This window comes from Acidilobus sp., assembly GCF_049973875.1.
In the GTDB taxonomy this organism is placed as follows: domain Archaea; phylum Thermoproteota; class Thermoprotei_A; order Sulfolobales; family Acidilobaceae; genus Acidilobus.
Genome location: NZ_JBMFJI010000006.1, coordinates 19,978 through 38,920 on the forward strand (window position 1 = coordinate 19,978; position 18,943 = coordinate 38,920).

Sequence of the window (18,943 nt, forward strand, 5' to 3'; positions counted from 1 at the left end):
TATGAGCAGCGTGGTGGCCGACGCCCTTGAGCTCAGGGATGTAATAAGGGGCTTGGTAAGCGGAGCCCCTGAGTCCTGCGACTTCGAGTGGCGTAGCCTGCCAGAGCCCTCCAAGGGGCCCGTCGCGTACTCTGTAGAGGACGGAGGCCAGGGCGACAGGAAGCTGAGGACCTACACCCTCTTTGCAGTGAAGGCGTGGGGGGCCAACTTCAGCGATAATGGTCAATTCAACAGCGTCCAGGAGGGGTTTGTTGGCCTAGTGGTGCCGCAGGGCCTGGAGCCTGGGCAGAGGCTAAGGCTTTACAGGCAAGTCCTGGAGCTGGAAGTCTCAGCCAAGAGCGTCGCGAGGGGAGGCATAGCTTTGTTTGATGGGACCCCGCCAATGCGGTGGGGAAGAGTGGGCACGGAAGTCACGTGGGGCGAGAGCCTAGAGCTGGCGGCAAGGCTGCTAGGTAGCCATTCCGAGGCCCTGAAGGGCCTTACCCAGGGCACGTGCACGGAGCCTGACGTGGAGTGCGTTCTTGACCTCATAAGTAACGCCTCGAGGAGGCCCCTCACGGCGAGGGCCCTCCTGAGGCTCGCGGCCCAGGGCGGCCTAGACCTTAACTCAGGCAACGGGAGGAAGATCATTTACTCGGTTTTAGCCATGGAAAACCTTGAGAGGCTGTACCTCTTTAAGAGCGTAGTTGAGAGGGCATGGTCCCAGAACTCCATACCGGTCTTTGTGGTTAAGACCAGCAGGTCGACGAGCTTCTGCAACAGGAACCTTCCTGACATTCATGTAATAGAGAGCGCCCTAAGGGCTAAGGGGAACCTGGAGCCAGGCTACACGGTCGCAAACGTTTACAACAGCATTTATGATTACTTTGGCCTAAAGGAGAGCGGGCGGAGCATGTACCCTGACGTCGGCGACCTTAGGGAGTTTTACGAGAACAGGCTCTCCGTGGTGACAGCCTTTGTGAGGCTGAGGCGCGGAGGCTACATCTTTAAGGTTGAAGTAGTCTATGACCGCAGGGCTCAGGGCTACGAGCAGGTGCTTAGGGAGGCCCTCTCGAAGCTTTCAGCGATTCCGCTCACGGCCGAAGGGTATCCGCTGCCACTTCTCATGGCGGACTCAAAGGCGAGGGTCACCTCAGCTGAAATGGACGCTGCGCTCAGGGCGGTCAGCCTCGACCTGGTCCCCGAGAGCAGAAGCGTTCTCAGGGTTTAGGAGGTGAAGTAGCGTGAGCTATTCGTGTTCAGGCGGCAGGAGGCTGGGCTGGATAGTCGGTGAGAGCACCCCGCGCTCGAGCCAGGTGCTCTTTGCAGAGGACAGGGTGCCCCACACGGGCACCTACGTTTTGGCGGAGTCGCCGGACGGGTGCCTCTTTGGCATTGTTGAGTCGGTGTCTTCAGGCAACAGGCTGCTTCCAGAGGACGTCACGAGCCCAGAGTCCGTTGACGGGTTAGTTCAGATACTGAAGCAAAGTCCAGCAGTGTCGCCGACGTACATAAAGGGGACGGTACGGTGGCTAAGCTATGAGGAGGACCTGCTGAGGGGCAGCATTTCGTTACCCAAGGTGCCCCCAAGGCCTGGCACCGAGGTCTATGAGACCCCCCGCGAGGTCCTGGAAAAGGTGTTCCAGGGCAACGGGGGTAACTGGCTGAGGATAGGGTCGCTCATAAATGACGGCATAAGCTACGGCATAGACGTTAACAAGCTCACGAGGCACCTGGCGATACTTGCAGTTACCGGCGGAGGCAAGAGCAACACGGTCTGCGTCTTAGCTAGGAGGTTAGTCAGCGAGCTCTCAGCGACAGTAGTAATATTTGACATGCATGGGGAGTACGGAGACCTTAAGCTTGGCTCAAGGGCCAACTACATAGCCAGGCCTGCGATAAACCCAGCCAGGCTTTCCTTCAATGAGCTAGTGGAGCTGACCAGGATACCGGATAACGCCACCAATCAGCTCAGGGTCCTCAGGGAGGCCTGGAGCACAGTAATAGATAACTACTACGCCGGTAAGACCAGCTCCGACGATCTAATTGAGGAGCTTACGAAGGAGGTCTCCAATGCCCGCGAGAGGGGCAACTCGGACCCGGCCGTTGGCGTGTTGAACAGGCTCAGTGACCTTCAGGACTACTACGGCGATATCTTAAGTAGGTCCGTCCCCCTTGAGCTTAAGGAAATCATAAAGCCTGGCATGCTCAACATCTTTGACTTGAGCGAGCTCGACGAACTGGGAGCTGACGCGATAGTTAGCCATTACCTCAGGAGGCTCCTGGCCGAGAGGAAGGCGTGGAAGCACAGCGGCGGGAAGAGGGGTTACCCAAGCCCAGTGATCATTGTCATAGAGGAGGCGCACGTTCTCATACCGGCGAGGGACTCAACACTAACGAAGTACTGGGCCGCCAGGATAGCTAGGGAGGGAAGGAAGTTCGGCGTAGGGCTTGTAATAGTGAGCCAGAGGCCTAGGAACGTGGACCCTGACGTGTTGAGCCAGACTAACAACAAGATAATACTTAGGATGGTTGAGCCTCAGGACATAAAGTACGTGCAGGAGGCCAGCGAGGAGCTCAGCGAGGACCTGGCCAACATGCTGCCCAGCCTTAACCCGGGCGAGGCCATAGTGATCGGCAGCATGGTTAGGTTACCAGCGGTAGTTAAGATAGATCAGTGCGTCTGCGAGGGGGAGCCCTGTAAGAAAGGCGGAGGAGACCTGGACCTTGTAAAGGAATGGAAGGGCTCCAGCGACAACGATAAGGACCTAAACGATGTTATTGGTGAGCTAACTTAATGCCGTCGCTGGAGGTTTTTGAGTTTAGGCCCTGCAGCTGTCTCCTATTAGCGCCATGGGAGAGCCTTGCAATAGCCGAGGGCAGGGCTTCCAGGGTCAGGGTAAACGTTGGCCTCGGCGAGGCTCTGGCTTCATATGACGGTGATTTTATAGCTATTGATTTTAATGGCGTTACATATGAAGTTGAGAGAAGTTTGTTGAGGGCGCATTCAAGAAGGAGGTCTATACTCGCAGTGCTGCCTGACGGTAACTTCTACGAGGTGGAGCTCAGGACGCCCACGTCATACTACAAGCTGGTGCCCTTAGAGGGCGGCGCCCCAACCCTGGAAATCAACGGCATACATATGCATAGGATCTCTGGCACCACGCCCCTAAGGGATGCCGAGCTTAAGGTAAGGGCCGCTGGCGTGAGAAGGGGGGACAAGGTCCTCGAGATAGGTACGGGCTTAGGCTACACCGCCGCTGAGGCCCTCAAGGCAGGAGCTAAGGTAATCAGCGTGGAGCTCAGGGAGGAAGTGCTGTGGATTGCTGAGAGAAACCCGTGGAGCTTTCGGCTTAGGGATTTCAAGGATATAACGATTATACGCGGCGACGCCTGTGAAGTAGTCGGCTATATCGAGGGACCCTTTGATGTTATAATTCATGATCCGCCCAGGCTGACTGGCGAAACAGGATGTCTTTACTCTAGTCGCCTCTACGCCAGGTTCTTTGAGCTGCTCAGGCCCGGTGGAAGGATATTTCACTACACGGGGGAGCCAGGAAGGGCCAGGGGGCGGAGCCTTTATGCTGGAGTCATGGGGAACCTCAAGTCCGTAGGTTTTGAGAAGCTGAGGTACCTGGGTGACGTTATGGGGGTTGTCGGCGAGAGGCCCCGGTGACGTTTAGACGGCCTTGAACTTCTCACTCCAGGCCTCGTAGGCCTTAAGCATTTTCTCGTCAACGCTGGGCCTCCTGTTCTTCATGGACTCCTCGAAGTCCGTCATGTTCACTGGCCTGAGGTCCTTTAGCTTATTTTCAAAGTACTCCCTTACAGTCCTCATGTAGGCGTCCTGCACCAGGTCCTTTATGTCACTTCCTGAGTAGCCTTCCAGCTTTCTTGCCAGCTCGTCAATATCTACATCAGTTCCAGCTGGAAGCTTGGAAAGCAACATCTGGAGGAGCCTCTTCCTGGCGTTGAAGTCGGGAAGTCCAACATATATCCTCTTCTGGAACCTCCTAATGAATGGCTCATCGAGGTCCCAGGGCTTGTTGGTGGCCGCAATGACGTATACGTGCAGCTTCTCACCCTTGTCCTGAAGACCATCCATTTCCTTGAGGAACTGGTTCCTCACCCTAACCTCTCCTCCTACCTCGTTAGCATGAACTCCAAAAAGGGCGTCAACCTCATCAATGAATATTATGACTGGTACGCCGCCTTTGGCCCTGGACCTAGCGTAGTCAAAGAGCTTCTTGACGTTCTTCTCCCCTTCTCCAAGCCACTTGCTCATAATGCTGGCAGCGTCAACGTAGAGGAACTCCCCTGCAACCTCGCTGGCCACCGCCGCAGCCAGCATAGTCTTGCCAGTGCCAGGCGGGCCATAGAGGAGTATGCCCCTGGGCCATCCAAGCGGGAATAGCTCGGGCTTCGTTATGGGGTAAATTATGGCCTCCCTTATGGCCCTCTTGGCATCGTCAAGTCCTGCTATGTCATTGAAGGAGACCTTGGGCCTCTCCCTGAGCACGAACTCCGGCGGCTCGTTATCATCGCTGTTAGCCTCGCCCTTAAGGTCGACCTTAACTATGTCATCCCCCTCGCTCAGGGGCTGCGCTCCCTTAGCCTCGATGTACTTGAGCCTTGAGCTCACGTCGTAGTACATCCTCCTGTAGACGCCTATGAGGGGGTGATCAGGGTAGTTCCTGAGTATCTCCTCAAGAGCTTCCAGGGCCTTTTTGTACTTGTCAGCAGCGGTGGCGTAGTCCTTATCCTTCTCGGCAGTCAGCGCTTCCTCTATCTTCTTCTTAGCCATGTTCTCTAGCATCTGTACTGGGCTCCACGACATAGCGGTCGCCTCCGCTTCCCTAAGCTATTATTAGATCATATTAAGGGTGTGAGGCTTCACGTCGTTTGAGCTACGCTTTCAACTCTGAGTACGCCCTTAGCCTGAAGCCTTGCCAGCAAGTCCTTCACTACTTCAGGGGACACCCCCAGGTACTCGGCTGCCTTTGATATCCTGATAACTCCTCCGGAGGTCCTTATGTACTCGACGAGCTTCCCCTCGAGCACCTCAGGGTTGACAGACTTGGGCACCTCCGGCGTCAGCCTCTCAGTCTCCTCCTGGGCCTCCTTCATGGCCTCGGCTATAACCCTCTTAGTCTCGTCGTCAAGCATGGCTATGCTTCTGCCCTCTGGCAGCATGCTGCTTATCATGTTGACCTTCCTTATCACGCTCTCAGTAGACTCAAACACAGACGCCAGGGACGCAGAGGCGTCCGGCGCCAGGCCTGAGAGGTAGTTGCTTATGGCGCTCATAGCATACTGGAGCGGCGCCACGGCCTTAACTATGGACTCCACGGTCCTGGCGTCGTTTATTCTCTCTATGGCCACACCTATCAGGTGCCCGTACGTGGCTATCAGTTTATAGACCCTCTTCTTTATGACCAGCTCCGACGCGCTGAGCTCCATGCCCTCATTGTCGTGGGCCTTTATCGCGCTTACCAGTTTAGCGTGGTAGGTGTTTATGTCATTGAGTATCTTCAGCTTAAACCTGTCTACCTCGGATTTAACTATGTTAAGCTGCGCAAGTATCTCGTCATAGTTAATTCCCTCCCCCTGGTTGAAGAGTTCCTCTGGGCTATCGCTATCCCTGCTAAGCCCCCAGCCGAACGCTTTTCTTATTACATCCGCAATTCCTGGCAACTCGCTCAGCCTCCCAGGAACTCTTAGAGGGGGGTAGGTGTTAGCTCAGGAGGGCAAGTATTACTGCTCGGGCTGAAGTTATTATGCGCCTCTTTTAAATCCCCCTTATACTGACACTCAGCTGGTGGAGACCCGTGTCAGCTTACGAGATTGAACAAGGGACGGCTGTTGGCGTTAAGGCCAAGGACGGGGTTGTGCTGGCCACCGACAAGAGGATGGCCTACGGCTCCTTTGTTATGAGCAGGAACGCGAAGAAGGTGTTCCTGATAAACAACAGGGCTGCAATAGCCATGAGCGGCCTCTACGCCGACGTAGGCGCCATACTTAGGTACCTTACAGCTGAGAGCAAGTACTATGAGCTCACGGAGGAGAGGGCTATGAGCCTCTACGCCATATCGAAGCTGTTGTCAGGCATACTTTACTCATATAAGATGCTCCCGTTCATAATAGAGGCCCTTGTAGGCGGCATAGACAGGGATGGACAGCCCAGGATCTACACCCTCGACTCCTTGGGCTCCGTCTCTGAGGACAAGTATATGGCTGTTGGAAGCGGCGCCACTACAGCGCTCGGCTTCCTGGAGGACCAGTACAACGACTCTTTGTCCCTCGACCAGGCAGAGCAGGTAGCTGTAGGCGCGCTAAGGGTATCGATGGAGAGGGACGCCTCAACAGGCGATGGCATAGACGTTATCTCCATATCTACGAGCGGCGCCGTGAAGGAGAAGAGCCTAAGGCTGAGGGTTGTTGAGGAGTCCTGAGTGGGAGAAGGCCTGCCTTGGAGTTAGGTCGAGCTTTAGTTACAGAATAGCTAGGGACGACCAGCTGAAGCTTAAGGGCCTGCTGAGGCTCGGTAAGGATATAGCGCCTCCCAGGACCCTGGCCGCTGTCGACGCAGCCTACTGGGGCCAAGGTAGCACCTTTGGGGTCGCGGCGGCCCTAATAGTTGACGTTGCCTCAAGATCAGTTGAATGCTATTATGCCTACGGACCCGTTTGCGTTCCATATGTCCCTGGGCTCTTGGCCTTCAGGGAGCTGGAGCTAATGACGCCAGCCCTCATAAAGGCCACCAGTGGAAGGGGCGTGGACCTCCTGCTGGTCGACGGTCATGGCATAGCCCATCCAAGAGGCTTTGGCATAGCCTCCCATCTGGGCGTGGCGCTGGGGCTTCCCTCCGTTGGCGTGGCAAAGGGGCTCCTCTACGGTCTGGAGGCCCCGTGCGACTATGGGAATTGTATCTACATAGGCGATGTAGTAGTAGGCGCTGTACTAAGGGCCCCCACAGGATCTCGCATCTATATAAGTCCAGGGAACCTGGTGAGCCTTAAGTATAGCGTGGATGTGGTTAGGTCCCTTCTCGTAGAAGGCCTCAGGCTCCCCTACCCACTCCAGGCGGCGGACGCCATAAGTAAGGACCTGAGGTCGATGTTGAGGGGTGAAGAGCCTCCAGAGGTTAAAGTGAAGGCATGCGACCTTAATGAGATCACTGCCTTCAAAAACTTCACCGAGGTGGCAAGAAGGGCTTCGCTTAACCTGCGCGGGACACCTCCCTTATGATGGCGGTTTTCTTCAGTCCGTTGTGCTTCACCGTTATCTTAACTCCTTCCGCGGTCTGCCTGACAAGCAGCTCTTCGTCAATTATGGTCTTGCCGCACACTGGGCACTTGTAATACCTGACTATGTTGATCTCAGTTCCATCAGTCCTGGAGGTCCTCTCAGTCCTTGAGTAAAAATTCATGGGGACCTTGCACCTCGGGCACAGCACTTCAATTTCTGAGCTCTGCATATCGCTTTCACCGCGACTTAGCTTAGCTCCGAGCGCCACTGGCTTGCCGAGATTTTATTCTTAAGTCCCTGAGCCTAAGGGTGCAAAACGCGTTTAGGCTCACGCTTTGCTATTTAAGCTTTGCTGGCCGTTAGCCCTAGGAGGCGAACTAACGTGAGCCAGCAGCCCGTGGATCCTGACGAGGTTAGCGACGCTCTAGGAGAGGAGCTCGTTAGGATAGCAAGGAAAAGCGTTGAATACTATTTCGAGAACAGGGCCCTCATGCCAACCCCTCAGGGACTGGACCCCCTGCTCCTGAGGCCTGGGGCAGCCTTCGTGACTATAGAGACATACGAGGGTGAGACGAGGAGTTTAAGGGGCTGCATAGGCTTTATAGAGCCCATTAAGCCCTTAGTGAGGTCTGTCATAGAGGTTGCAGTGGAGGCCGCCTTTAACGATCCCAGGTTCATGCCAATGGAGAGGGGCGAGCTCGATGCTGTGACTTTCGAGGTCTCCGTCCTATCAAAGCTCGAGGAGGCGCCGCGCACGCCCGAGGGGCGTAAGGCCTTCGTAACTATAGGCAGGGATGGGCTCGTAGTTGAGAGGGGGTTCTACCGCGGCCTCCTGCTGCCGGAGGTCCCCGTTGAGAACATGTGGGACGTCGAGACGTTCCTCTCCGAGACGTGCATAAAGGCCGGCCTCTGGCCTGACTGCTGGTACGATGAAAGGGTCAAGGTCTACAGGTTCAGGACCGCTGCATGGCTTGAGGAGAGGCCGAAGGGCAGGGTTGTGCGGAGGAACCTGGCCGAGGAGTACAGGAAAGCCCTTGAGGCCAGGGGGCTGCTGACGCAGAGCACTTAAACTTTGGCCTCACCTAGTACCGAAGGCGGGCGCCGTGAGCTTAAAGGAAAAGCTTCAGAACCACGTGGCCTCATGGAAGAGGATACTGTTGCTCTCGAGAAAGCCTGACGATGAGGAGTTCGGGCTATTGACAAGGCTAACGCTTCTTGGCGTGCTGCTGGTGGGCGCTATAGCGTACGTTATACATCTGTTATATGTCATACTTCTGAGCTGAGGTGTTACTATGTCATCCCAGGCAGGCTCAGGTACGCCGCAGGGGGGAGGCGCTGCCCAGGGCAGCAGGTTTTATGCGATCTACGTGACAGGGGGCTACGAAGAGCGGGTTGTGGCGGTCCTTGGCGAGAGGGCCAGAACCCTTCAGCTTGACGTGAGGAGCATCGTTTACTCGCCCGACTTAAAGGGAGTGGTCTTTGTCGAGGTAGGTGATGCTAAGGACCTCTACTACCTCATAAGAGGCGTGAGAAACATAAAGAGGAGGAGACCAACTATGGTGTCGGTCGACGATATACTTAAACTAGTGAAGCCGCCAGCCACGGCAGAGCCTATAGCAAAGGGCGATGTAATACAGGTCATAGGCGGACCGTTTAAGGGCATGAGGGGCAGGATAATAGAGGTCAGGAAGGGCGAGGTTGACGTTAACCTGTTGGAGGGCGACTCTAAGATAATAGTTACCATACCAATAGACCAGGTGAAGCCTGTGGGCAAGGAACGCGAAGGCCAGGAGGAGCAGGGCGGGTGAGCTAAATCGCTACAGCAAACGAGGACCTTAGCAGCAGGGTAGAAAAGTACTTGGCTGGAATCAGGGAAGCTGTTCGCGCAGCTGAGGAGAAGCTGCGCCTCCTAGGCCCTAGCGCCTTACCTGGGGCAAGCGCCATATTAGAGAACGTGTCAGCCTATGTAAATGATGCCGAGTACTACCTCGCTAAAGGTGACCCTGCGACAGCGTTAGTTTCCGTATCATATGCAGAAGGCCTATTGGATTCACTTAGGTTCCTGGGCATACTTAACTTCAGCTGGCCCTCACCTCCTGTTGACTCCAAAAAGGTTGTCGTGGCGGGAACCTTTGACATCCTGCACCCTGGCCACTTACAACTGCTTAGCTTCGCCTCAAGGCTGGGCAAGCTGTATGTTATAGTTGCAAGGGACTTCAACGCGCAGAGGGACAAGGGGAGGCCCACTGTACTTGACGAGCAGTCAAGGCTGCATATACTGAGCTCCATAAAGTTCGTCTATAAGGCTGTGCTGGGCGACGAGAAGGACTACCTGAAGCCTATAGAGGACATAAAGCCTGACTACATAGTGCTTGGCCCAGACCAGGCCATGGACGAGGAGTGGCTCGCGGCCGAGGTGGAGAGAAGAACAGGCAAGAGGCCAACCGTAATAAGGTTTGAGTCCAAGAGGGAGTTCTCAGGAGGTCTGAGGGGGTCAACGGATATAATAAAGAAGGCCTGTAAAGTTCTGATGCAGCAGGGAGAAAATGGCAAATAACCCTTCAAGTGTGCCTGACGGCTATTACGTCGACCTCTATTTGAGCCCCAGCTGGAAGGTCGTTAACGAAGACTGTAGTCCTGGCTGGGAAGGACCCCTTGAAGTACTCTGAGTAGATCTGGTTAAAGTCCTGGAACCTAGAGGGATCCTTGAGATACACGGTCACCTTTACGACGTCATCAAGGGAGGAACCGCCGGCCTCCAGAATGGCCTTAACGTTCTCCAGGGCCCTCCTTACTTGCTCCTTGAAGTCATCGCTCACTATGCGGCCTGTGGAAGGGTCTATCGGTATCTGGCCTGACACGAAGATAAGGTCTCCAGCTATTATTGCCTGACTGTAAGGTCCTATGGGCCTTGGAGCCCTCTCGGTAAACACCGCCTCCTTCATGCCAAAGCCCCAGCCTAAACGATGCCAACTAATATAAAAGGTTCAGGAATGCGGGCGGCTTAGTGGCAAAGGCTTACTTTAGGGAAAGGAGCCTGTAGAGCTCCTCAACCTCAGAGATGTCACTCTTGCCTAGGCCCCTCTGCTTAGCCGCCGCCAGCACCTCGCTTACCTCGGCCAGGACCGGGGTGAACGTGGAGCCCAGCTCCTTAAGGGCCTTAAGCGCCTCTTCAGCCGCATAGCTGCCTAACTCTATTGAGAAGAGCTCCTTATAGGAGCCCTTTAACATGAGTGGCAGCCTTGACCTGAGCTGCGCAGAGTCGGCGCCTCCCATGGAGAGCGCCTTAACAATGTCGTCTGGCGGTACGCCCAAGTTCTTCAGCGCCGAGGCCGCCTCCGCGAGGACCACCGTATTAGCCATAAGTATTAACGTGCTTATGAGCTTAAGGGCTACGGCCGACTCGTCGCTTCCCACATATATATGCTGCCCCAGATCGCTCAGCACCTGTCTTGAAGCCTCATAGAGGTCCCTCTCACCACCAACGTAAAGTACCAGAGTTCCCGCCTCGGCATTAGCTGGGCCTCCCTCCATCATGGCCGTGATATACTTAAGCCCAAGATCTTCAGCCAATGACTTGGCCTTCCTGGACTCCTCAAGGCCTATAGTGGTCAGATTTATGGCAACGCCTTCAAGGCCTTTAAGCTGGGGCAGAACTGCTAGGAGCTCGGAGCCTCCTGGAAGGGAAAGAAGCACGAAGTCGCTTTCTGAGGCGTCGGCAGGGCTGCTCAACGGCTTGAAGTTCTGTAGGTCCTTAAGGTACGAGTACGCCGATGTCATAACGTCGTATCCAAATACCTCGTACCCCCTAGATGAGAGCCTCCTGGCCATCCCCCTACCCATTCTTCCGAGGCCTATAACTGAGACCCTAGTCAAGGCTCCACCGTCTCTGGACCTGTGCCTCGAGAATAAACGCCTAGCCAGTGCAGCCTAGGTGACCAGAGGAGCGCAACGGGCAAAGGGTTATAGCGGGGGGTGGATTTGAACCACCGACCTCGGGGTTATGAGCCCCGCGGGCTACCAGGCTGCCCTACCCCGCTGCCCTACCCCGCCTCCCTTTGCCCTTTTAGCAACAGGCCATCTATGCAGCTTATAAGCTTATGCGATATCTAGTGCTTTGGCTACTTACATTATCCAGGGGCGTGCGGTGGTAAGAGCGAGGGCCGCTATATTAAGGGAATTTGGCAGGCCGTTTGACATAGGCTATGTTGACATCAATGCTGAAGATAACGACGTTATAGTGAGGGTCAAGTCAGTGGGCGTGTGCGGTAGAGATATAGTGGTGTGGCGCGGCGGCTTCGGGAACCTGAGGCCTCCTCTGGTGTTAGGTCATGAGGTGTTCGGCGTCACTGAGGATGGAGAACCAGTGGGCGTTTACCCCGCAGACCCTGGCTCAGAGGAGTTCCTACCCTTGGGCGAGAGAAGGCCGGGCGGGTACGCGGAGCTGATGGCGGCGCCGAGGTCAAATATAGTTAAGCTTCCTGACGAAGAGTTTGACAAATACGCGGCTGCCACATGTGGCGTGGCCACCCTGATTCACGCGTCCAGGGTGGTGGGCGTTAAACCAGGTGACAGGGTTCTCGTTACAGGTGCCAGCGGCGGCGTTGGCATACACGGGGTCCAGTACCTCTCTAATGTTCTTCATGCCAACGTAATAGCGTACGTGAGGTCCAAAGAGAAGGCTCACGTCTTGGAGAGCTTGGGTGTACCTGCCGTGACGGACCTCTCCTTCTACAGAAGCCTGGGAAGGGTGGACTATGTCTTTGAAATAGTCGGCGCGCCGCTGATAAACGAGAGCATGAGAAGCCTAAGGCGCGGAGGCGCACTGGTTCTAGTGGGGAACGTCACTGGGGAGCCCATCTCGATAGAGAGGCCGGCGCTGTTAGTAATGAGGGAGCTTAAGATAAGCGGCACGTCGGCTTACACAAAGCCTGAGTATGAGGAGGCGGTGAAACTCATAGGCGAAGGTCTGGTAAAGCCCTTTTACAAGGCTTACAGACTTGATGATGTGAACCTGGCGTACAGCGACATTTTGAATGGAAAAGCCCTGGGCAGGGCGGTGCTTAAGCCCTAGGCAGCGTATATGGACTCCTCTATGACGTATTTTCTCCTTGAAATCTCAAGCAGGTGCCTGGTGAACAAAAGGGCAAAGGCCACTACAACTATGCCAAATATCAGGGAAGCGTAGGCCGCAAGCGCCATGTTACCTTCATTGGTGGCCACGTCAAGTATCTTCAGTATTCCATGTGACACCTCGAGCGTTTTATCACCTATGATGTCAGGCCAGTACTCCCCAATCATAAGTCCTCCCCAGGCGCTGTCTATGGTCGACGTTAGCCCGGTGACTATGTATGGCAGGGTTCCAGGTATCAGTATCTTACGCAGTCTCTTGAAGAAGCCCATGTTTAGGTTATCCATGAGCTCTACAACTTCATGTGGGACCGCCTTAATGCCCATCCAGTACGCGTAGAATATGTAGTAGAACGTGCTTACAAAGCCAAGGAATAGGACGTAGAGCTCATTGGTAAAGCCTCCAAACGTCCTGTAGAGTATGGCGCTGGTTGCAAGGAAGAGCAAGGGGAAGTAAGCTGGGGCTGGCAGCGCTGAGAGGGACTGAATTAGTGGTATGAAGACTGCCTCCGCCCTCCTGTGGAAGGCCAGGTAGTAACCTATGAAGACGGCAATTGCAAATGATATCAGCGTGATTATGGCCACTCTCGCGTAGTCATAGGCTAGGCCGACAAGTATAGGCCATGTATTGGAGAGAAGGTAGTTCCAAGTGCTTGGCTTCACGGACAGCACGGTCTCTGCGACGCCATAAATTATCAGCAACAGCAGCACCACGCCGATGACCCTGAGGGCCCAGTCAAGCTGCCTTTCAGATAACTGTATCCTTTCAACTCTCCGTAAAGGTACTGCCCTAACAGGCCTGGAGGTGACGGTTGTTATTACGCGCAGCGGCCTGGCGGCCACGTAGAACCTGCTCAGAGTCCTCCACCTAGTTCTGACTCCCGGATGGGCGGACCTGGGCGGCGTGTCTAGCCCATACTTTGCTACCACCCAGTTAGTAAAGTTCCTTAAAGCAAAGATTACGCCAGCGATGAGCATGACGAGGCCTAGGAGGGAGTAGTAGACGTAATTAAGCATGCCCTCATTCATGAAGTTGACTATCAGGGACCCTATGCCAAACACGTGGTAGCTAGTTGCCCCTATAGAGAACACCTCGCTCACGGTTATGTAGAAGTACGCGTCAGCGAAGCTAGGAATTAGGTTGGCTGCTATGCGGGGCATGGAAAAAGGTATGTAAAGCCTCCTCATCTTAGCTATAAAGCCATACCTTAGATTCTCAGCTACCTCCAGCATTGGAAGCGGCAACGTTTTGAACGCCTGGTAGATGCCCATCCATATGTTCCACACTACTGCCGTGAACACGAGGAAGTCAACGGCCAGCTCGACGCCTATGTAGCCTCCGATCCTGTCGACGAAAAAGATCAGCACCACCGGGAAGAATGATATAACAGGAACGGACTCCAGGACCTCGCTGAGGCTGACATAGACGCTCTCAAAGGCCCTGCTTTTAATGGCAAGGTATCCGAGGAGCCAGCCAGTTACTATGGAGAGCCCTATTGTCAGGAAGACCCTTCCGGTGGTGGCGAATATTGCGAGGGCGATAGTAACGTAGATGTTAGCATAGCTCATAATCACGCCCCTCTGTATTCGGCTATATAGTCGTAAAGCATGTCTGTGTAGTTCATGAACTCCGGATCCCTTGGGTTCCTGGGTCTTGGCAGGTTTATCTTAACCTTGCCAGTTATAGTCGCAGGCCTCCCGTTCAAAATGTAGACTACGTCTGCAAGCTCTACGGCCTCTGCAAGGTTATGGGTTACCATAACTACGCCCTTGAGCGGCGTGTTCACGTTAAATAGCATATTATAGACCTCCCTCCTTAGCGACTCCGCAGTAAGCTCATCCAGGTGGGAGAAGGGCTCGTCCATGAGGAGCACTATGGGATCGGCCGCCAGCGCCCTTGCTATGGCGACCCTCTGTCTCATGCCCCCGCTCAGCTCCTTGGGGTAGAAGTGCTCAAAGCCCTTCAGACCGACGACTTCTATCATCTGGAGGGCTACCTGTCTTGCTACATCTTTGGGCAGGTGCCTGACCTCGGCGCCCATGAGGACGTTGTCAAGCACCGTCATCCATGGAAAAGTCACTATGGACTGGTGGACCATCATTATCTTAGGGGTGGGCCTCGTTACCTCCTCGCCCATTAGGAGGACCCTGCCGCTCGAGGGTTTGATGAACCCCCCCAATATCCTTAACAGCGTTGACTTGCCAGCACCTGAGGGTCCCACTATTACTACGAAGCTATTTTCATCAACTTCTAGGTTTACATGGTCAAGGACCTTGTAGTTATTATATGAGAATGATATGTCCTCAGCCTCTAGTACAGGACCAGTAGCAGCACTGGGGGCGACGGCCTCTAGGGAACTCGTTCTTCCAACGTATCCACCCCACCTAGTCATTGATCGATCTGATACCCGGCTTCAGGGTTATTAATTCTTCAACAATGTTGGGCATCCCTAAATGGTAGGATGGAAACGTCATGGAGGCATTCCTTTCCAGTACCCTTAAGGATCGTACGTTAAATGCCCCTAGAGCCTAGGTAAGAGCTTACCGCCGCAGAGAATGCCTCATAGAGGCCTTCATCTATTGCCACGAGTATTATCTTAAAGGGCGGCGGGCCGTTTACATCAATAAACTTCTTTATTTCATCAACCATGGCGTTTGCGGCAACGGTAAACGGGACTCCTCCCACTCCTGTGCCCATCCCGGGGAAGGCTATGCTGTTTACATTAAGCTGCCTCGCAACCTTAAGTGCTGCCCTGGTGGCAAGCCTCACGTTAGTCTCATTAGTGAGCGAAGCGGGCTCCTTCATAGTGGGCGCGTGTATTACATACTTGGCCTTGAGTTTGCCTGCGGTGGTAGCCACGGCATCCCCTATGTCGACAGGAGCCTTGGATATCGCTTCATCTTCTATCACCTTGCCACCCTTTCGCCTTATAGCGCCTGCAACGCCGCCACCCATTATTAGGTAGGAGTTGGCCGGGTTAACTATTGCTTCAGCTTCTTCATCAGTTATATCGCCAAGCTTAACTATAATAGTAACCTGGCCATACCTAACGGCGAGCAAGGTCTCCCCAAAGTCTATAGGGAGGGCCCATCTAAAAAGCTATCAATGTTTAGAGAAACCCGAGCTAACGCCAGATTCAGCTTTCCTGCTGAGCGCTCTCGCCCTGCTCCAGGCCCTCGAGCTGGTCCTTTGCTCCTTGCTTTACCTCCTCCAGGTGCTCAAGCACGTCGTATAGGTTTCCTAGTTGGGTGGGCATGAACTTTACCTGGCCCTTCAACGCCTTGTACTCGCTCTGGCTCAGGGTGTCATCCCTTACTATGACTGCCTTTGCTCCCAGCTCTATTAGGCCTTCAATCACTGCCTGGCTTCCCATCTCTGGGGCAGGATTCTCGTATTGCTCCACCACCTTCTGCTCCTCATCTATTATGCCCAGAACTTCAGCCCTACTTAGGGGTTGCAGGGCAAAGTCCTGTCCTCCATAGAATATAGCTATCCTCAAGTCCTTACATCTCAAGGTAACTGTGGGAAGCAGGGCTTTAAATTTTTAGATGGCCACTAAGGCGTCGGACATCAACTTGTAAGGGCAGCTAATGAGGGTACTCAACATTAAGAACGTCACAGAGGCTCTCTACTTTTTTAGCGCCAAACCTGGCGACCAGTTCATCATCATAATTCATAGGTACATCGCCTTTCACTAGGTATATATCCCCTATGCCGCTCCTCCAATAGGCTTCGATGTCATTAATGGTGTCGCCCACGGCGAATACTTCAGAGGGGGCCAGGCCGGCCTCTGAGAGCGCCTTAAGTACAGGCTCTGGGTCAGGCTTGCCCTTTTCAACTTCATCGCCCGTTATCAGAACGTCGGGCTTAACGCCGATGGCGCCTAGTATTAGCCTTGCCGATGCGCTGAGCGAGGAAGTGACAACGATAACCTTTCCACCGAACTTCCTGACAGCAGAAGTCAGCTCAATAGCGCAGGGCATGGGCTTTACGCTCACTTTAACGACCTGCTCAAAGAACTTCGTCTTCAGAGCTATTAGTTCCTCGGCGGTCACCCTCAAGTTGGCAGACTTAAGAGAGCTCAGTATTATGGATGCTATGTCTGCGGCCCTCCTTCCCAAGAGCTGCCTCTCGTCTATAGTCACATTGTTAATGCCCAGCTCCTGAAGGGCCCTTATCCATGACGCCAGGTGCGCGCTAGCAGTACTTGCCAGCGTGCCATCAAGGTCAAAGACGCCCGACTTTGCGCCCAAGCCTGCAACTCCCCAGAGGGCTTAGATGCCCAGCATCTAAAATGCTCGGTCCCACGGCCGCTGGGTAAGGGCCTCTAAGAAAGCTTTGCTGGGGGCTCAACCTTTAAAATGCCAGCCCCCAGCGTATACGAGGCTGATGTAGCGAGGTGCTAAGGAGTGGGGCATCGTAAAAAGTCAGCGCCAAGACGTGGCAGCCTAGGATTTATGCCGAGGAAGCGCTCATCTGAGTTCGTGCCAAGCGTCAGCAGCTGGCCTGAGGTTAGCGTGCAGAAGCCGACGCTGCTGGGCTTCATTGGGTACAAGGTTGGCATGACTCACGCATTCATAGTGGATAACAGGCAGGGCTCGCCAACCTTTGGCAAGGAAGTCTTCAGGCCCATAACTGTGCTTGAGGCTCCGCCGGTCTTCGTGCTCGCGGTGAGGGGCTATGGCTACGATGAGAACAGGGGACTTTACACTGTAGGTGAGGCCTGGACAAGGCCTCCGCTTGATCTTGAGCTCGAGAGGAGGATAAGCACTCTCGGGGCCTTTGACACGCAGTCTATGCTTAAGAAGCTTGAGGCCTCGCTAAGTGATATCAAAGAGGTTAGAGTCCTGGTGGCAACGCAGCCCAAGCTAACCGGCGGGCTAAGCAAGAAGTCGCCTGACCTGCTGGAGGTTAAAGTTGCCTCTCCAGGCAGCGACGTTAAAGCAGCCTTTGACTACGCTACCTCAATACTTGGCAAGACGCTTCCTGTAAGCGATGTCTTCCAGCCAGGCCTCATGGTAGACATCATAGCTGTGACCAAGGGCAAGGGATTCCAGGGAGACGTTAAGAGGTTCGGCGTCAAGGTACTGCCAAGGTGGCACAAGCACAGGAAGAAGGCCAGGGGAATAGGGGCCAGGAGCCACGGTAAGGGCACCTGGTGGGAGATACCAAACCCAGGACAGCTGGGCTTCCACAGGAGGACAGAGTACAACAAGAGGATACTTGACATAACAGATGATTGGGCCGCATACACTCCAGCTGGCGGCTTCCTGCACTATGGTATACCCAGGAGCACGCTGGTGGTCCTGGAGGGCACCATACCAGGTGTAGTCAAGAGGCCCATAGTTATGAGGTACCCCGTGAGGCCGCCTAGGTGGTACCTAAAGCTCGGCGTAGTCAAGCCTACGATAACGTTTGTGAGCCTACAGAGCAAGCAGGGGGTGTAATGTCATGAGCAGGGTAAGCCTTGGGTTCCTGCTCTACATGAACTCGCCCATAGCCGTGCCTAAGTATGATGCTGAGGGCAAGGAGGCCGGGGAGGTTCAGCTGCCGGACGTCTTCAGGGTGCCAGTCAGGAGGGACCTCATACACAGGGTCTTCATGAGTGAGTTCACCGCTGCCCTACAGCCAAAGGGAAGGGACCCCATGGCTGGCAAGAGGACGACCGCAGTAAGCCTTGGAATTCACCACGGTCTTGCCAGGGTTCCAAGGATTAGGGGCTCCACCAGGGCAAGGCTTGCCCCGTTCGTGAGAGGGGGCAGGAGGGCCTTCCCGCCCACCGCGGAGAAGAAGATAAAGGAGGAAGTCAACAGGACAGAGAGGATACTTGGCACCATGAGCGCCCTGGCCGCTACCGCCGTCCCCGAGCTGGTGAGGGACAGGGGACACGTGTTCTCCGCAAGCGCGACGCCAATAATATTAGACTCTTCAGTATTGGAGGCCGTAAAGAGGACGTCTGACGCAAGGGAGTTGCTGAGCAAGATAGGGGTCTACTCGGACATAGAGAGGGCCTATGAGGGAACCAGAATAAGGGCTGGAAAGGGCAAGATGCGCGGCAGGAGGTACGTAACGCCGGTCAGCATACTATTCATAGTGGACGATATAAGCTCCCCCTTCGCCAGGTCAGTGAGGGGGTTCCCAGGGGTTGACGTGGTGGAGCCCCAGCTCGTGAGCGTACTTGAGCTGGCCCCAGGAGGCGAGCCTGGCAGGCTCACGGTTATAACGTCAAACGCGCTTAGCGCGCTTGCTGAGAGGTTTAAGGTAGGAGGTGAATTATCGTGAGCTCAAACTCAAGGGAGATAATACTTAGGGCTGTAATGAGCGAGAAGGCTATGAGCCTCATGGAGAAGGCCAACACTCTGGTGCTGATAGTGGCCCGCGATGCAAATAAGCCAGAAATAAAGAGGGCTGTGGAGTCTCTCTTAGGCGTTAGGGTGCAGTCTGTGAACACGCTGATAACTCCGACTGGCGAGAAAAAGGCCTACGTGAGGCTTTCAAGTGAATATAAAGCTTCCGACGTGGCCGCCAAGCTAGGCCTCATATGATCCCTTCCTTTATGATACATAAGGGATAAGGGATGAGAGT

The 18,943-nt window shown here is 54.6% G+C and carries 23 protein-coding genes and 1 tRNA gene; 13 read left to right on the plus strand and 11 right to left on the minus strand.

What is annotated here, in order from left to right; genetic code table 11:
* Window position 1 precedes the first annotated feature (1 nt).
* The 3 genes from ACP5H1_RS03495 to ACP5H1_RS03505 are packed head-to-tail and all read left to right on the plus strand — an operon-like array spanning window position 2 to window position 3,655.
* Window positions 2-1,210 carry a DNA double-strand break repair nuclease NurA gene (locus ACP5H1_RS03495; protein ID WP_427971755.1) on the plus strand — a complete coding sequence of 403 codons (1,209 nt, stop codon included), beginning with the start codon at window positions 2-4 and terminating at the stop codon, window positions 1,208-1,210.
* A gap of 13 nt (window positions 1,211-1,223) precedes the next feature.
* A complete protein-coding gene (locus tag ACP5H1_RS03500; protein ID WP_427971758.1) occupies window positions 1,224-2,777 on the plus strand; it encodes a helicase HerA domain-containing protein in 1,554 nt (517 codons plus the stop codon).
* Window positions 2,777-3,655 carry a class I SAM-dependent methyltransferase gene (locus tag ACP5H1_RS03505; protein WP_427971761.1) on the plus strand — a complete coding sequence of 293 codons (879 nt, stop codon included), beginning with the start codon at window positions 2,777-2,779 and terminating at the stop codon, window positions 3,653-3,655. Before ACP5H1_RS03500 ends, ACP5H1_RS03505 begins: the two co-directional genes overlap by 1 nt.
* 3 nt (window positions 3,656-3,658) lie before the next feature.
* On the opposite strand, the gene ACP5H1_RS03510 is transcribed toward ACP5H1_RS03505, so the two are convergent.
* Together ACP5H1_RS03510 and ACP5H1_RS03515 are read right to left on the minus strand one after the other, a co-directional pair.
* Window positions 3,659-4,816, minus strand: a complete 1,158-nt coding sequence (locus ACP5H1_RS03510; protein ID WP_427971763.1) for an AAA family ATPase — start codon at window positions 4,814-4,816, stop codon at window positions 3,659-3,661.
* 56 nt (window positions 4,817-4,872) lie between these two features.
* On the minus strand, window positions 4,873-5,673 hold the full coding sequence (locus ACP5H1_RS03515) for a hypothetical protein (RefSeq protein WP_427971766.1): 801 nt from the start codon (window positions 5,671-5,673) through the stop codon (window positions 4,873-4,875).
* A gap of 134 nt (window positions 5,674-5,807) precedes the next feature.
* Between ACP5H1_RS03515 and ACP5H1_RS03520 the strand changes: the two genes are divergently transcribed.
* Both ACP5H1_RS03520 and ACP5H1_RS03525 read left to right on the plus strand, forming a co-directional pair.
* Window positions 5,808-6,431, plus strand: a complete 624-nt coding sequence (locus tag ACP5H1_RS03520; RefSeq protein ID WP_427971768.1) for a proteasome subunit beta — start codon at window positions 5,808-5,810, stop codon at window positions 6,429-6,431.
* On the plus strand, window positions 6,418-7,227 hold the full coding sequence (locus ACP5H1_RS03525; RefSeq protein WP_427971771.1) for an endonuclease V: 810 nt from the start codon (window positions 6,418-6,420) through the stop codon (window positions 7,225-7,227). Before ACP5H1_RS03520 ends, ACP5H1_RS03525 begins: the two co-directional genes overlap by 14 nt.
* On the opposite strand, the gene ACP5H1_RS03530 is transcribed toward ACP5H1_RS03525, so the two are convergent.
* Window positions 7,199-7,456: a hypothetical protein gene (locus ACP5H1_RS03530; RefSeq protein ID WP_427971773.1), complete on the minus strand. Its 258-nt coding sequence runs from the start codon at window positions 7,454-7,456 to the stop codon at window positions 7,199-7,201. The two genes, ACP5H1_RS03525 and ACP5H1_RS03530, sit on opposite strands and share 29 nt — an antisense overlap.
* Before the next feature lie 153 nt (window positions 7,457-7,609).
* Between ACP5H1_RS03530 and amrA the strand changes: the two genes are divergently transcribed.
* From amrA to ACP5H1_RS03550, 4 genes are read left to right on the plus strand one after another with little or no spacing between them, the layout of a single operon-like run.
* A complete protein-coding gene (amrA, locus tag ACP5H1_RS03535) occupies window positions 7,610-8,296 on the plus strand; it encodes an AmmeMemoRadiSam system protein A (protein ID WP_427971775.1) in 687 nt (228 codons plus the stop codon).
* A 34-nt stretch (window positions 8,297-8,330) separates the two neighbouring features.
* On the plus strand, window positions 8,331-8,510 hold the full coding sequence (locus tag ACP5H1_RS03540) for a protein translocase SEC61 complex subunit gamma (protein ID WP_427971778.1): 180 nt from the start codon (window positions 8,331-8,333) through the stop codon (window positions 8,508-8,510).
* A gap of 9 nt (window positions 8,511-8,519) precedes the next feature.
* Complete coding sequence (locus ACP5H1_RS03545) at window positions 8,520-9,035, plus strand: transcription elongation factor Spt5 (RefSeq protein WP_427971780.1); 516 nt, start codon at window positions 8,520-8,522, stop codon at window positions 9,033-9,035.
* A 50-nt stretch (window positions 9,036-9,085) separates the two neighbouring features.
* Window positions 9,086-9,784, plus strand: coding sequence for a DUF357 domain-containing protein (locus tag ACP5H1_RS03550; protein ID WP_427971783.1), 699 nt, complete (start codon window positions 9,086-9,088; stop codon window positions 9,782-9,784).
* A 4-nt stretch (window positions 9,785-9,788) separates the two neighbouring features.
* Here the strand turns inward: ACP5H1_RS03550 and ACP5H1_RS03555 are convergent, their stop codons facing one another.
* The 3 genes from ACP5H1_RS03555 to ACP5H1_RS03565 all read right to left on the minus strand — a co-directional run bounded on the left by ACP5H1_RS03555 (window position 9,789) and on the right by ACP5H1_RS03565 (window position 11,267).
* A complete protein-coding gene (locus tag ACP5H1_RS03555) occupies window positions 9,789-10,172 on the minus strand; it encodes a RidA family protein (protein ID WP_427971786.1) in 384 nt (127 codons plus the stop codon).
* A gap of 73 nt (window positions 10,173-10,245) precedes the next feature.
* Window positions 10,246-11,103 (minus strand): NAD(P)-dependent oxidoreductase, encoded by an 858-nt coding sequence (locus ACP5H1_RS03560; RefSeq protein WP_427971788.1) that lies wholly within the window; start codon window positions 11,101-11,103, stop codon window positions 10,246-10,248.
* A 90-nt stretch (window positions 11,104-11,193) separates the two neighbouring features.
* A tRNA-Met gene (locus tag ACP5H1_RS03565) sits at window positions 11,194-11,267 on the minus strand.
* 107 nt (window positions 11,268-11,374) lie between these two features.
* Between ACP5H1_RS03565 and ACP5H1_RS03570 the strand changes: the two genes are divergently transcribed.
* Window positions 11,375-12,301, plus strand: a complete 927-nt coding sequence (locus tag ACP5H1_RS03570) for a zinc-binding dehydrogenase (RefSeq protein WP_427971790.1) — start codon at window positions 11,375-11,377, stop codon at window positions 12,299-12,301.
* On the opposite strand, the gene ACP5H1_RS03575 is transcribed toward ACP5H1_RS03570, so the two are convergent.
* The 5 genes from ACP5H1_RS03575 to ACP5H1_RS03595 form a co-directional block, all read right to left on the minus strand.
* Window positions 12,298-13,926: an ABC transporter permease subunit gene (locus ACP5H1_RS03575; protein WP_427971792.1), complete on the minus strand. Its 1,629-nt coding sequence runs from the start codon at window positions 13,924-13,926 to the stop codon at window positions 12,298-12,300. The genes ACP5H1_RS03570 and ACP5H1_RS03575 overlap by 4 nt on opposite strands.
* 2 nt (window positions 13,927-13,928) lie before the next feature.
* A complete protein-coding gene (locus tag ACP5H1_RS03580) occupies window positions 13,929-14,750 on the minus strand; it encodes an ABC transporter ATP-binding protein (protein WP_427971795.1) in 822 nt (273 codons plus the stop codon).
* 119 nt (window positions 14,751-14,869) lie between these two features.
* The gene (locus ACP5H1_RS03585; RefSeq protein WP_427971798.1) at window positions 14,870-15,418 is read right to left on the minus strand and encodes a macro domain-containing protein; all 549 of its coding nucleotides are present in this window, start codon (window positions 15,416-15,418) and stop codon (window positions 14,870-14,872) included.
* Window positions 15,419-15,494: 76 nt separating this feature from the next.
* Window positions 15,495-15,872 (minus strand): hypothetical protein, encoded by a 378-nt coding sequence (locus ACP5H1_RS03590; protein WP_427971800.1) that lies wholly within the window; start codon window positions 15,870-15,872, stop codon window positions 15,495-15,497.
* A gap of 73 nt (window positions 15,873-15,945) precedes the next feature.
* Window positions 15,946-16,611, minus strand: a complete 666-nt coding sequence (locus ACP5H1_RS03595) for an HAD family hydrolase (RefSeq protein ID WP_427971802.1) — start codon at window positions 16,609-16,611, stop codon at window positions 15,946-15,948.
* 156 nt (window positions 16,612-16,767) lie between these two features.
* On the opposite strand from ACP5H1_RS03595, the gene ACP5H1_RS03600 reads away from it, so the two are divergent.
* The 3 genes from ACP5H1_RS03600 to ACP5H1_RS03610 are packed head-to-tail and all read left to right on the plus strand — an operon-like array spanning window position 16,768 to window position 18,903.
* Window positions 16,768-17,805 carry a 50S ribosomal protein L3 gene (locus ACP5H1_RS03600; protein ID WP_427971805.1) on the plus strand — a complete coding sequence of 346 codons (1,038 nt, stop codon included), beginning with the start codon at window positions 16,768-16,770 and terminating at the stop codon, window positions 17,803-17,805.
* A gap of 4 nt (window positions 17,806-17,809) precedes the next feature.
* Window positions 17,810-18,640, plus strand: a complete 831-nt coding sequence (rpl4p, locus tag ACP5H1_RS03605) for a 50S ribosomal protein L4 (protein ID WP_427971808.1) — start codon at window positions 17,810-17,812, stop codon at window positions 18,638-18,640.
* A complete protein-coding gene (locus ACP5H1_RS03610; RefSeq protein WP_427971810.1) occupies window positions 18,637-18,903 on the plus strand; it encodes a 50S ribosomal protein L23 in 267 nt (88 codons plus the stop codon). Before rpl4p ends, ACP5H1_RS03610 begins: the two co-directional genes overlap by 4 nt.
* Window positions 18,904-18,943 lie beyond the last annotated feature (40 nt).